Annotated in this window: 10 protein-coding genes; 4 read left to right on the plus strand and 6 right to left on the minus strand. The window is 70.0% G+C overall.

The window, feature by feature from the left end; translation table 11 throughout:
• Nucleotides 1-167: 167 nt before the first annotated feature.
• Complete coding sequence (locus ACFVVO_RS28495) at nt 168-1,193, minus strand: ATP-dependent 6-phosphofructokinase (RefSeq protein WP_390058621.1); 1,026 nt, start codon at nt 1,191-1,193, stop codon at nt 168-170.
• A gap of 211 nt (nt 1,194-1,404) precedes the next feature.
• On the opposite strand from ACFVVO_RS28495, the gene pta reads away from it, so the two are divergent.
• The 3 genes from pta (at nt 1,405) to pyk (ending at nt 6,284) form a co-directional block, all read left to right on the plus strand.
• Nucleotides 1,405-3,549: a phosphate acetyltransferase gene (gene pta / locus ACFVVO_RS28500; RefSeq protein ID WP_390058623.1), complete on the plus strand. Its 2,145-nt coding sequence runs from the start codon at nt 1,405-1,407 to the stop codon at nt 3,547-3,549.
• Complete coding sequence (locus tag ACFVVO_RS28505; RefSeq protein ID WP_390058624.1) at nt 3,546-4,757, plus strand: acetate kinase; 1,212 nt, start codon at nt 3,546-3,548, stop codon at nt 4,755-4,757. Before pta ends, ACFVVO_RS28505 begins: the two co-directional genes overlap by 4 nt.
• A 99-nt stretch (nt 4,758-4,856) precedes the next feature.
• Entirely contained in the window at nt 4,857-6,284 is a 1,428-nt protein-coding gene (pyk, locus tag ACFVVO_RS28510) for a pyruvate kinase (RefSeq protein WP_390058625.1), read from the plus strand.
• A 99-nt stretch (nt 6,285-6,383) separates the two neighbouring features.
• Here pyk and ACFVVO_RS28515 read toward each other — a convergent pair whose 3' ends face one another.
• The 4 genes from ACFVVO_RS28515 to ACFVVO_RS28530 form a co-directional block, all read right to left on the minus strand.
• A complete protein-coding gene (locus tag ACFVVO_RS28515) occupies nt 6,384-7,682 on the minus strand; it encodes a hypothetical protein (protein ID WP_390058626.1) in 1,299 nt (432 codons plus the stop codon).
• Nucleotides 7,672-8,220, minus strand: coding sequence for a DUF6114 domain-containing protein (locus ACFVVO_RS28520; protein WP_390058628.1), 549 nt, complete (start codon nt 8,218-8,220; stop codon nt 7,672-7,674). The genes ACFVVO_RS28515 and ACFVVO_RS28520 overlap by 11 nt, the downstream gene beginning before the upstream one ends.
• A gap of 117 nt (nt 8,221-8,337) precedes the next feature.
• A complete protein-coding gene (locus ACFVVO_RS28525; protein ID WP_390058630.1) occupies nt 8,338-8,991 on the minus strand; it encodes a DUF6230 family protein in 654 nt (217 codons plus the stop codon).
• Nucleotides 8,992-9,613: 622 nt separating this feature from the next.
• A complete protein-coding gene (locus ACFVVO_RS28530) occupies nt 9,614-10,585 on the minus strand; it encodes a tetratricopeptide repeat protein (protein ID WP_390058631.1) in 972 nt (323 codons plus the stop codon).
• 209 nt (nt 10,586-10,794) lie between these two features.
• Here ACFVVO_RS28530 and ACFVVO_RS28535 point away from each other — a divergent pair, with 209 nt between their 5' ends.
• Nucleotides 10,795-11,436 carry a TetR/AcrR family transcriptional regulator gene (locus tag ACFVVO_RS28535; protein WP_390058633.1) on the plus strand — a complete coding sequence of 214 codons (642 nt, stop codon included), beginning with the start codon at nt 10,795-10,797 and terminating at the stop codon, nt 11,434-11,436.
• 117 nt (nt 11,437-11,553) lie between these two features.
• Here the strand turns inward: ACFVVO_RS28535 and ACFVVO_RS28540 are convergent, their stop codons facing one another.
• Nucleotides 11,554-13,254, minus strand: coding sequence for a methylmalonyl-CoA mutase (locus ACFVVO_RS28540; RefSeq protein WP_390058634.1), 1,701 nt, complete (start codon nt 13,252-13,254; stop codon nt 11,554-11,556).
• Nucleotides 13,255-13,296: the final 42 nt, after the last annotated feature.

Below are 13,296 nucleotides of genomic sequence, written 5' to 3' on the forward strand. Positions count from 1 at the left end.
TCTCTAGTGCTGTGGCCGGAAAGGTTCACCGGCTCGCTGCGTCCGGCACGGCACCTCGCCGCGTTGTCGCATCGCCCGAGTACATCCAGTACGCGGGTGATGCTCCGCCTTGCGAGGCACCGCACCGGACGCCGCGAGCTTCCCGGCAAACCTTTCCGGCCACAGCACTAGAAGACCGACTCGGTCTCGTCCATGCGGTCCTTCGGGACCGTCTTCAGCTCGGTGACGGCCTCCGCGAGCGGCACCATCACGATGTCGGTGCCGCGCAGCGCGGTCATCCGGCCGAACTCGCCGCGGTGCGCGGCCTCGACGGCGTGCCAGCCGAAGCGGGTGGCGAGGACGCGGTCGTAGGCGGTGGGTACGCCGCCACGCTGGACGTGGCCGAGGATGACCGGCTTGGCCTCCTTGCCGAGGCGCCGCTCCAGCTCGTAGGCCAGCGCGGTGCCGATGCCCTGGAAGCGCTCGTGGCCGTACTGGTCGATCTCGCCCTTGCCGTAGTCCATGCTGCCCTCGGCGGGGTGGGCGCCCTCCGCGACGCAGATGACCGCGAACTTCTTGCCGCGGGCGAAGCGTTCCTCGACCATCTTGACCAGGTCGGCCGGGTCGAAGGGGCGTTCCGGCAGGCAGATGCCGTGGGCGCCGGCGGACATGCCGGACTCCAGTGCGATCCAGCCGGCGTGCCGGCCCATGACCTCGACGACCATCACGCGCTGGTGGGACTCGGCCGTGGTCTTCAGGCGGTCCATGGCCTCCGTGGCCACGCCGACGGCGGTGTCGAAGCCGAAGGTGCGGTCGGTGGAGGAGATGTCGTTGTCGATGGTCTTCGGGACGCCGACGACCGGCAGACCGGCGTCGGAGAGCATGCGGGCCGCCGTCAGGGTGCCCTCGCCGCCGATCGGGATCAGCGCGTCGATGCCGAACTCCTCGACCATGTCGGCGGCCCCCTCGCAGGCCTCGCGCAGCCGGTCGCGCTGCAGCCGGGAGGAGCCGAGGATGGTGCCGCCGCGGGCCAGGATGCCGCTGACCGCGTCCAGGTCGAGGGAGCGGTAGTGGCGGTCGAGCAGACCCCGGTAGCCGTCCTCGAAGCCGATGACCTCGTCGCCGTAATGCGCCACCGCCCGGTGCACGACCGACCGGATCACGGCGTTCAGGCCGGGGCAGTCTCCGCCTGCGGTGAGAACTCCGATGCGCATCGTGCTGTGTCTCCTGCTCGCTGTCGGTACCTGTGAGCCACTGCCGATTGTTTCACGTCCGCCGACCGGGTGATGTCTTGACGGGCGCCTTAACCCTCGCCGGGGGTATTGTCAAGAGGGTTCCGCCCACCTGGGCGGGCGATTTTTGTGCCACGGATTCTGTGCCACGGAAAAGACCGCGAGACGGCGAGACGAGGAACGGAGTGCACACGTGACGCGCAGCGTGTACGTGACCGGCATCGACCGCGGCGACGGCCGCCAGGTGGTCGAGCTGGGGGTCATGGAGCTGCTGACCCGGCAGGTGGACCGGGTGGGCGTGTTCCGGCCACTCGTCCATGACGGACCCGACCGGATGTTCGAGCTGCTGCGGACGCGGTACCGGCTCGCGCAGGACCCGGCCACCGTCTACGGCATGGACTACGTCGAGGCGTCCGCGCTCCAGGCCGAGCAGGGCACCGACGAACTGGTCTCCACCCTGGTCGACCGCTTCCACCTGGTGGCCCGGGACTACGACGTCGTCCTCGTCCTCGGCACCGACTTCGCCGGCACCCAACTGCCCGACGAACTCTCCCTGAACGCCCGCCTGGCCAACGAGTTCGGCGCGTCCGTGATCCCCGTGGTGGGCGGCCGCGCACAGCCCGCCGACTCGGTGCGCGCGGAGATCCGCAACGCCTTCCGGGCGTACGACGGGCTCGGCTGCGACGTGCTCGCCATGGTCGCCAACCGGGTGGACCGCGAGGACCGCGACGAGATCGCCCGGCGGCTGGCGGACCGGCTTCCGGTGCCCGCGTACGTGCTGCCCGACGAGCCCGCGCTGTCCGCGCCCACGGTCGCGCAGATCGCCCAGGCCCTCGGCGCGCGGGTGCTGCTCGGCGACGACGCCGGGCTCGCCCGGGACGCGCTGGACTTCGTGTTCGGCGGCGCGATGCTGCCCAACTTCCTGTCCGCGCTGACCCCGGGCTGCCTGGTGGTGACCCCGGGCGACCGGGCCGACCTGGTCGTCGGTTCGCTGGCCGCGCACAGCGCCGGGACCCCGCCGATAGCCGGCGTGCTGCTCACCCTGAACGAGGTGCCGAGCGAGGAGATCCTCACCCTGGCCGCCCGCCTCGCCCCGGGCACCGCGGTGATCTCCGTCGCCGGCAACAGCTTCCCCACCGCCGAGCGGCTCTTCTCCATGGAGGGGAAGATGACCGCGGCCACCCCGCGCAAGGCGGAGACCGCGCTCGGCCTGTTCGAGCGTTACGCCGACACCGCGGACCTCGCGCGCCGCGTCTCGGCCCCGAGCAGCGACCGGGTGACCCCGATGATGTTCGAGCACAAGCTGCTGGAGCAGGCCCGCTCGGACCGCCGCCGGGTCGTCCTGCCGGAGGGTTCCGAGGAGCGGGTGCTGCACGCCGCCGAGGTCCTGCTGCGCCGGGGCGTGTGCGACCTGACCCTGCTCGGCCCGGCCGACCAGATCCGCAAGAAGGCGGCCGACCTGGGCATCGACCTCGGTGACAGCCAGGTGATCGACCCCGCCACCTCCGAGCTGCGCGACGCCTTCGCCGAGCGGTACGCGCAGTTGCGCGCCCACCGCGGCGTGACCGTGGAGCTGGCCTACGACGTCGTGTCGGACGTGAACTACTTCGGCACCCTGATGGTGCAGGAGGGCCTGGCCGACGGCATGGTGTCCGGCTCGGTGCACTCCACGGCCGCCACCATCCGGCCGGCGTTCGAGATCATAAGAGCGAAGGGAGCCGCGCGGAGCGCGTCGGCCGGGGCGATGGCGGGAGACGGGAGGGCCCGGCCGGACTCCTCGATCGTCTCCTCCGTCTTCTTCATGTGCCTGGCCGACAAGGTGCTGGTCTACGGCGACTGCGCGGTCAACCCGGACCCCAACGCCGAGCAGTTGGCGGACATCGCCATCCAGTCGGCGGCCACGGCCGCGCAGTTCGGGGTGGAGCCGCGGATCGCGATGCTGTCGTACTCCACGGGTACGTCCGGCTCGGGCGCCGACGTGGACAAGGTGCGCCAGGCCACCGAGCTGGCGCGCTCGCGGCGGCCGGACCTGAAGATCGAGGGGCCCATCCAGTACGACGCGGCGGTGGAGCCCTCCGTGGCCGCCACCAAGCTGCCCGGCTCGGAGGTCGCCGGCCAGGCCAGCGTGCTGATCTTCCCGGACCTCAACACCGGCAACAACACCTACAAGGCCGTGCAGCGCTCGGCCGGTGCCATCGCCGTCGGCCCGGTGCTGCAGGGCCTGCGCAAGCCGGTCAACGACCTGTCCCGGGGCGCGCTCGTCCAGGACATCGTCAACACCGTCGCCATCACGGCGATCCAGGCCCAGACCCCCAGCGAGAAGGCGGCCGAGCTGTGACCTCCCCCACCCGAGTCCTCGTCCTCAACTCCGGATCCTCGTCGGTGAAGTACCAGTTGCTGGACATGCGGGACAGCGGCCGGCTGGCGGTGGGGCTGGTCGAGCGGATCGGTGAGCAGACCTCGCGGCTGGAGCACACCTGCGTGACGAGCGGCGAGACCCGGGAGCAGACCGGGCCGATCGCCGACCACGACGCGGCGCTGAAGGCCGTCGCCGAGGAGCTGTCCCGGGACGGCGTGGGCCTGGACTCGCCGGAGCTGGCCGCGATCGGGCACCGGGTGGTGCACGGCGGCATGTTCTTCACCGAGCCGACCGTGATCGACGAAGCGGTGCTCACCGAGATCGAGCGGCTGATCCCGGTCGCGCCGCTGCACAACCCGGCCAACCTGACCGGCATCCGCACCGCGACGGCGCTGCGCCCGGACCTGCCCCAGGTGGCCGTCTTCGACACGGCCTTCCACACGACGATGCCGGAGTCCGCGGCGCGCTACGCGATCGACCCGAGGATCGCGGACCGGCACCGCATCCGCCGCTACGGGTTCCACGGCACCTCGCACGCCTACGTCTCCCGCCGGACCGCGCGGCTGCTGGGCAAGGACCCCTCGGAGGTGAACGTCATCGTGCTGCACCTCGGCAACGGCGCCTCGGCGTCCGCGGTCGAGAAGGGCCGGTGCGTGGACACCTCGATGGGGCTGACGCCTTTGGAGGGGCTGGTGATGGGTACGCGATCCGGTGATCTGGACCCGGCGGTCATCTTCCATTTGGCTCGTGTCGGCGGAATGTCCATGGACGAGATCGACAGTCTTCTCAACAAGAGGAGCGGTCTGTTCGGTCTGTGCGGGGACAATGACATGCGGGAGATCCGCCGCCGGATCGACGAGGGCGACGAAGAGGCCGCCCTCGCCTTCGACATTTACATTCACCGGCTCAAGAAGTACATCGGCGCCTATTTCGCGGTGCTCGGCCGGGTGGACGCGGTCGTGTTCACGGCCGGGGTCGGCGAGAACGCGGCGCCGGTGCGCGAGGCGGCGATGGCCGGCCTGGAGCCGCTGGGCCTGGCGGTCGACGGCGAGCTGAACGCGGTGCGCGGGGGTGGACCGCGCCTGATCTCGCCCGCGTCCGCCCGGGTGGCGGTGGCGGTGGTGCCGACCGACGAGGAACTGGAGATCGCGACACAGACCTACGAGCTGGTCGGAAAGAAGAGCTGAGCAATACATCGGAGTAACACGCCTGAGCGCATGTCCGCCCATTTGTATCTTCCGCCAGACGGAATATTCCGCAGCGAAACAAACCGATAGGATCGCCCCATGCGCCGTTCGAAAATCGTCTGTACTCTCGGCCCCGCGGTCGACTCCCACGAGATGCTCGTCGCCATGATCGAGTCGGGTATGAATGTGGCCCGCTTCAACTTCAGCCACGGCTCCCACGCCGAGCACCAGACGCGGTACGACCGCGTCCGGGCCGCGTCCAAGGAGACCGGCCGGGCCATCGGTGTCCTCGCCGACCTGCAGGGCCCGAAGATCCGCCTGGAGACCTTCGCCGAGGGCCCGGTCGAACTCGAGCGGGGTGACGAGTTCGTCATCACCACCGAGGACGTCCCGGGCGACAAGCAGATCTGCGGAACGACCTACAAGGGCCTGCCGGGCGACGTCTCGCGCGGCGACCAGGTCCTGATCAACGACGGCAACGTCGAGCTGAAGGTCCTGGACGTCGAGGGTCCCCGGGTGCGGACGATCGTCATCGAGGGCGGTGTGGTCTCCGACCACAAGGGCATCAACCTTCCCGGCACGGCCGTGAACGTGCCCGCGCTGTCCGAGAAGGACGTGGAGGACCTGCGCTTCGCCCTCCGCATGGGCTGCGACATGGTCGCCCTCTCCTTCGTCCGGGACGCCAAGGACGTGCACGACGTGCACCGGGTGATGGACCAGGAAGGCCGCCGGGTCCCGGTGATCGCCAAGGTGGAGAAGCCGCAGGCGGTCGAGAACATGACGGACGTCGTGATGGCGTTCGACGGTGTGATGGTGGCCCGTGGCGACCTGGCCGTCGAGTACCCGCTCGAGAAGGTCCCGATGGTGCAGAAGCGCCTGATCGAGCTGTGCCGGCGCAACGCCAAGCCGGTGATCGTGGCGACCCAGATGATGGAGTCGATGATCACCAACTCCCGCCCGACCCGCGCCGAGGCCTCCGACGTGGCCAACGCGATCCTGGACGGCGCGGACGCGGTCATGCTGTCCGCGGAGTCCTCGGTGGGCGCCTACCCGGTCGAGACCGTCAAGACGATGTCGAAGATCGTCAGCGCGGCCGAGGAGGAGCTGCTCTCCAAGGGCCTGCAGCCCCTCGTCCCCGGCAAGAAGCCGCGCACGCAGGGCGGTTCGGTGGCCCGTGCCGCCGCCGAGATCGCCGACTTCCTCGGCGGCAAGGGCCTGATCGCCTTCACCAAGTCCGGTGACACCGCCCGCCGTCTGTCCCGCTACCGCGCGACCCAGGCGATCCTGGCCTTCACCACCGACGAGGGCACCCGCAACCAGCTCACGCTCAGCTGGGGTGTGGAGTCCCATGTCGTGCCCTTCGTCAACAGCACCGACGAGATGGTCGACATGGTGGACCAGGAGCTGGCCAAGCTGGGCCGCTTCAGCCCCGGTGACACGGTGATCATCACCGCCGGCTCGCCCCCCGGCGTCCCCGGCACCACCAACATGGTCCGGGTGCACCACCTGGGCAGCCAGGGCGACTGACGGGCCGGCCGAGGACCTGGACACGCACTGAGGGCGCCCCCTGTGACAGGGGGCGCCCTCAGCTCTGTGCGCGGCTCCCGAACGGGCTTCTACGGGCGCTCAGTCGGTGCTGTACACGTGCATGCCGGGCACGTGCAGGTTGCCGCCGAACTGGGCCGCCTGGACCACGTGGACCTTGGTGAAGTAGATCAGCGGGATGTTCAGCGGCGGCGGGCTGTCCGGGCTGAACGTGATCGGGATCAGCCCCAGCAGGTTGCCGGAGATGCTCTCGGTGTACATCACCGTGTCACCGCCGGTGATCGTGGACGTCGAGCCCTTGGACGCCTGCACGTGGTACGTCTTGCCGGCCTGCTTGTCCTTCACCGTCTGGTGCAGGTCACCGATGTCCGTGCCGCCCGAGATGACGTATTTCAGCACCTTCTTGGTGGTGCCGTTCGCGGTCTTGACCTCGACTACGCCCTTGTAGTCGGCGCCCTTCAGCGTCAGCGAGCTGGCGTCCAGGTACCAGGGGTCGTCCGCAACCGGCACCTTGTTGTCGACGCCGCCCTCGGCGTCGGTGGCGGCCGGGCAGTCGTCGGGTGACGTCGTGGAACTCGCGGACGGGCTGGGCGTGGCCGACCCGGCCGCGTCCTTGACCGCCTGCGTGGTGTCCTCGGCCGTCTTGGAGACCGTGTCGGTGGTGTCCTTGACGGTGTCCGTGACGGTCTTGGTGGTCTTCTCGACGGTGTCCTTGACGGTGCCGGTCACGCTGTCCGTGCCGGTGGGGCCGGACGAGGACGAGCCGGCCGACGGAGACGCGGACGGCTCCGGGCTCGCGGACGTGCCGGAGTCCGTCTTGCCGCCGGTGAGGATGTCACCGATCGTGTCGCCGAGCGTGCCCAGCACACCACCGCTGCTCTCGGTCGCCGACGGGGACGGCGTCGCCGTGTCCCCACCGGAGCCGGAGCCCGGGTCGGAGGAGCCGGACGTCGCGGTGGGCTCGGGCGTGGACTTCTCGTCGGAACCTGAATCCGGCGAGGAGGTCTTGCCCAAGTCCTGCTTGTCCGTGGCCCCGGCGGACGCCGTGGGGGTCGGCGTCGCCGTGCCCGTGGACTCGCTCGCGGACGGCGAGGGCGAGTCCGAGGCCTTTCCGGAGTCCTTGAGCGCGTCGACGCAGTCCTTGTACTCCGCGGCCTTCTGGCTGTTGGACGTCGTCCCGCCGTTGTCGGCGAGGGCGAGCGTCGATGTGAAGCCCATGCCCACGATGACGGCGGTGGGCATCGCCACGGAGGCGATCGCCTTGCCGGCGGGCATGTGGAACCTGGTGAACAGCGGCCGTCTGGGTGCCGCGTGGCGGGGACCGGTTCTCGCACGGGACCCGTTCACATCGGCCCCGTGGGTCACCTCGTCAGCCGGCACTGTGCCTCCCGTTCGCCCCGTTGGCGGGGCTCGTTCCCGACAGGTCGTTCGACTCGCTCAGGGTGCCCGCGTCCGATCCCTTGTCCAGCCAGGGCCCGGTAGCGGCCGCCTGTCCCGTGCCGGTCCCCTCCGCGCCCTCCGGCGCGCCCGGTGCCCACGACACGGCCATCGCACCGCCGACGAGGGCGAGCAGGAAGCCGACGATGAAGCCACCGAAGTTGGACACGGGCAGGGACACCAGCCCGAGCAGGATCGCGGCGACGCCCGCGAAGGTCCGTACGTGCTTCTGGAACCAGAGGCTGACGCCGAGCACGACGAGCAGCACGCCGATGATCAGCGACCCGGCTCCCGCGGTCGTCGACATCGCCAGGGTCAGATGACCGACCTGGAGATGGGCGTACGGGAAGTACATGATCGGAAAGCCGCTGAGCAGGACGAGGAGGCCGGCCCAGAACGGCCGGGTGCCCCGCCAGGCGCGGAACTGCAGCCTCCGGTGGGTGAACTGACCGGGGTCTGCGGCAGGAGTCTCGGCGCTCATGGAAAACAGCTCCCTGGTGCGGCGTTGCTGTGGTGGTGATGTGTGCCGTGTGTGAACACACGGCCGGAGTGTGGACGGGCGGGGGCGCCACCGGCTCCCCCGCCCGTCAGTGAATGCTTAGTAGCACTCGATGTCCGGGCCACTGCCCTTGTGCAGCGACATGTGCAGACCGCTGAGCTTGAAGGTTCCGGCGGTGGTCGCCCACGCCGTCTGCTTCACGTCGGTCAGGTCCGCCGAGTCCGCCTGCTGGGCGAAGCCGAACGGGTTGGCCTGCTCGCCGTTGCCCTTCATGCCCGGACCCTTGCTGGCGTCCTTGGCGGCAACACCGATGTCGATGTTGTGGAAGACGGCGTCGGCCTGCAGGTCCTCGACGTCGATGTACAGACGGTCGGCCTGAACCTGCTTGTCCTTGTTGGAGCTGTCGCCCGCCTCCAGGCGGAGCGTCACGTCACCGATGACCGGGAGGTCCGGGGTGACGACCGACTGACACATCTTCTGGATCGTGGCCGACTTGAAGGACGAGACCGCGACGGGGTGAAGCGCCTTCTGGCCCGTCATGGTGTAGCCCTGGTCGAGCGCCCCGTACTGCGCGAAGCCCTCGCCGTGGAGCGACTTAGCCGTCACCTTGAACGACTGCCCCGAAACGCTGAACGAAGCAGCGAGAGCACCCTGCGCCAGGGCGACACCTATCGCTGCCGTGGCGGCGACGCTGGGCACCATGACCACAGCGAACCGCTTCCATCTGGTACCGCCACGCACCTGGGACTCCATATTTCCTCCTTCTCGGACGTACATCTCCTGGCCCGACTCGCCCCAATCGGCGGCTCAGTTAGGCAGGGATGGGAGAAGTGCTACGTCCTCGGAAAGGAGAGCGCCCGTACTCATCAGGCACGAACCGCGCCCGAACCACCGGCGATCACCCCCGAGCGACAACCACTGGTCGCGCCTGACACGCATCACGCACAACCTTCTGGACAGGCTTCGCCGTGCGGCGAAGACCCCCCTGCCCTAGAGCCGGCGCCACTGCCGCCGGCTCTGCTCGGTGGGGACCCAGAGTCTCCCTCGACCCGACCGGATGCCGGGGGTGCGGGAATGGACCGAGCGTCGCCGATCGTGGTGCATTCTCGGCCCGGACACAAGGGGGTTCGTTACTGGCTAGTAACGGCCGGATAACCGAACAACGACCCGGCGGTCTCGAAGGGCGACGCTGGGTGTCAGTCAGGGGCAGAGCAAAGCCGTTGATCCTTGGACGAATCCAGACAGATCAACGGCATTGTCTTACTCCGAGTAACAGCGGCCGCAATTGCCAAGTTTTGGCAAAGTGCGGCCGCCCTGACGCCTCGTAGGCAAATTTTTCACTCCGGCATCACATGCCGTGGCGTTTAGCGACTGGTCAGAACAGAGCCCGGGCGAGGGCCCGTCGCGCCCCGACCACCCGGGGGTCCTCCGGCCCCACGACCTCGAACAGCTCCAGCAGCCGGCGCCGTACCGCGTCCCGGTCGTCACCCGCCGTACGCCGCACGGTGTCGATGAGCCGGCCGAAGGCGTCGTCGACATGACCGCCCACCAGGTCCAGGTCGGCGGCCGCGATCTGCGCGTCCACGTCGCCCGGCTTTCCGGCGGCCTCCTCGCGCACCCGCTGTGGGTCCATGTCCTGCACCCGTTGCAGCAACTCCGCCTGCGCGAGGCCGAGTTTGGCCTCCATGTTGCCCGGGTCGTCGTTCAGCACGTTCTTGTACGCCTGGACGGCCCCGCCCAGGTCCCCCGCGTCCAGCGCCCGTACGGCGGCCTCGAGGAGGGCGTCGTACGGCCCCGCCGGCATCTCCTGCGGCGCGGCGGCGCCCGGCTCGGCGTCCGGGTCGACTGCCAGGCCGGTCAGCCCGAAGCGCTGCTCGGCGACCTGCACCAGCTGGTCCAGGGTCTCCCGGATCTGCTGTTCACCGGCCGCGCCCTGGAAGAGGGGCAGCGCCTGCCCCGCGACGACGGCGAAGACGGCCGGAATCCCCTGGACCCCGAACTGCTGCATCAGCATCTGGTTGGCGTCGACGTCGATCTTGGCGAGCACGATGCGCCCGTCGTACTCGACGGCCAGTCGCTCCAGGACCGGGCTCAGCTGCTTGCAGGGCTGACACCACTCGGCCCAGAAGTCGATGACGACCGGTACTTCGGCGGACCGTTGCAGGACATCCCGCTCGAATCCCGCTTCATCGACGTCGATGACGAGGTCGGCCGGGGAGACGGCCCCCGCGCCGCCCTGCCGGGCGGCTTCGGCGCGCGTCTGCTCGGCCTTGGCCTTGGCCTCTTGGGCCGCCTTCACCGCGGCGAGGTCGACGACGCCGCTCATGGACATGTTCCGTGGCTGCATGCGTCTATCCTCCCCCGTCTTGGCGCATGAAGAAAAAAGCGATGTGTTTGGCGCCGGGTCCCCACCCCACGCCGGTGGTCGTCGCCCGTGTACGTCCCGCACGAGCTTTCGCTACGACCCGTAGCGTAATGCCATGCGGGGTCACCGCGACACCACTCTCCGGTGATCTCCCTCACGACCGCACAGATTCCGCCGGTTATGGTCGACGCATGCAGAGCCGCCATCCCGCCAGCCGTACCGGACGCCCGCGCAGCGCCGCCGCGGACGCCGCGATCCTGGCCGCCACGCGGGAGGCTCTGGTGGAACTCGGCTGGTCGGGGCTGACCCTGAGCGACGTGGCCACGCGGGCCGGGGTCGCGAAGACGACGCTCTACCGCCGCTGGGCGGGCAAGTACGAACTGGTGGTGGACGCGGTCGCGGAGCTGTTCGACGAGCTCGAACTGCCCGACCGCGGCAGCCTGGCCGCCGACATCGAGGGCGTGGTGCTGCAGTTCGCGGCGATCCTGGCCCGCCCGGAGGCCAGAAGTGGCCTGATGGCGGTGGTCGCGGAGGCGACCCGCGACGACGCGCTGCGCGAGCGGATCCGTGCCTCGATCGTGGACCGGCAGATGCGCCTGGTCCTGGAGGGCCGTGCCCGGGCCCAGCGACGCGGCGAACTCCCGCCGGAACCGGACCCGGCGGAGTCGTCCCGCACGGTGGACCTGATCTTCGACATGGTGGCGGGCGCGGTGGTCCACCGCACCCTGGTGAGCGGCAAGCCGGCCGACGAGGCCTGGGTGCACAGCTTCACCCGGGTGCTGCTCCTCGGCCTGACCGCCCAGCCGAGCGCCCAGGGCGGCGGGGCGGCCTAAGCCGGGGCCACGCTCCTGGCACCCGAGTCTGGTGCCGGGAGGCCGGGGGCCCAGGGGGCGGAGCCCCCTGGAGGCGGGGCGGAGCCCCCTGGAGGCGCCCGCGGCGGGCAACGTCGCCTAGAACCCCGCCGGTTCCGTGTACACCCCCCACTCGTCCCGCAGCACCCCGCAGATCTCACCCAGGGTCGCCTCGGCCCGTACGGCGTCGAGCATCGGCTCGATCATGTTCCCCCCGGACCGGGCGGCACTCAGCATCTCCTCGAGGCCGGCGCGCACCGCGGCCTCGTCCCGCGCGGTCCTGCGCTCGCCCAGAACGCGGACCTGCTCCCGCTCCACCTCGTGGCTGACCCGCAGGATCTCCAGGTCCCCGGTCACCGATCCGGTGGCGACGTTGACGCCCACGACCCGCTTCTCGCCCTTCTCCAGGGCCCGCTGGTAGCGGAAGGCGGACTCGGCGATCTCGCCGGTGAACCAGCCGTCCTCGATCCCGCGCAGGATCCCGGAGGTGATCGGCCCGATGGGGTGCTGCCCGTCCGGGTGCGCCCTGAGCCCCCGCTCCTTGATCTGCTCGAAGATCTTCTCCGCGTCCGCCTCGATCCGGTCCGTCAGCTGCTCGATGTACCAGGAACCGCCCAGCGGGTCGGCCACGTTGGCGACGCCGGTCTCCTCCATCAGCACCTGCTGGGTGCGCAGCGCGATCTCGGCGGCCTGCTCGCTGGGCAGCGCCAGCGTCTCGTCCAGCGCGTTGGTGTGCAGCGAGTTGGTGCCGCCGAGCACGGCGGCCAGCGCCTCCACGGCCGTGCGCACCACGTTGTTGTACGGCTGCTGGGCGGTCAGCGATACGCCCGCGGTCTGCGTGTGGAACCGCAGCCACTGCGCCTTCTCGCTCTTCGCGCCGTACACGTCGCGCATCCACCGGGCCCAGATCCGCCGGGCGGCGCGGAACTTGGCGATCTCCTCGAAGAAGTCGACGTGCGCGTCGAAGAAGAAGGACAGGCCGGGCGCGAAGACGTCCACGTCGAGCCCGCGGCTCAGACCCAGCTCGACGTAGCCGAAGCCGTCCGCGAGCGTGTACGCCAGCTCCTGCGCGGCCGTGGCCCCCGCCTCGCGGATGTGGTAGCCGGAGACGGACAGGGGCTTGTACGCGGGGATGCCGGCCGCGCAGTACTCCATCAGGTCGCCGATCAGCCGCAGATGGGGCTCCGGCTGGAAGAGCCACTCCTTCTGGGCGATGTACTCCTTGAAGATGTCGGTCTGCAGCGTGCCGTTGAGGACCGACGGGGCCACGCCCTGCCGCTCGGCGGCGACCAGGTACATGCAGAAGACGGGCACCGCGGGCCCGCTGATCGTCATGGAGGTCGTCACGTCCCCGAGCGGGATGTCCTTGAACAGGACCTCCATGTCGGCGGCCGAGTCGATGGCCACGCCGCAGTGCCCGACCTCACCGAGCGAGCGCGGGTCGTCGGAGTCGCGCCCCATGAGCGTCGGCATGTCGAAGGCCACGGACAGACCGCCGCCGCCCGCGGCCAGGATCATCTTGTACCGCTCGTTGGTCTGCTCGGCGTTGCCGAACCCGGCGAACTGCCGGATCGTCCAGGTGCGGCCGCGGTAGCCGGTCGGATGGAGCCCGCGCGTGAAGGGGTACTCCCCGGGCCACCCGATCCGCTCGAATCCCTCGTAGGCGTCCCCGGGCCGGGGTCCGTACACCGGCTCCACGGGGTCGCCGGAGAGCGTGGTGAAGTCTGCGTCGCGCTTGCGCGCGGCGTCGTAACGGGCCTGCCAGCGGCGGCGGCCCTCCTCGATGGCGTGAGCGTCCATACCATCGAATTTACTTGGACGTCCTAGTAAATGTCGATGCCA

Source organism: Streptomyces sp. NPDC058145, assembly GCF_042884245.1.
GTDB lineage: Bacteria > Actinomycetota > Actinomycetes > Streptomycetales > Streptomycetaceae > Streptomyces.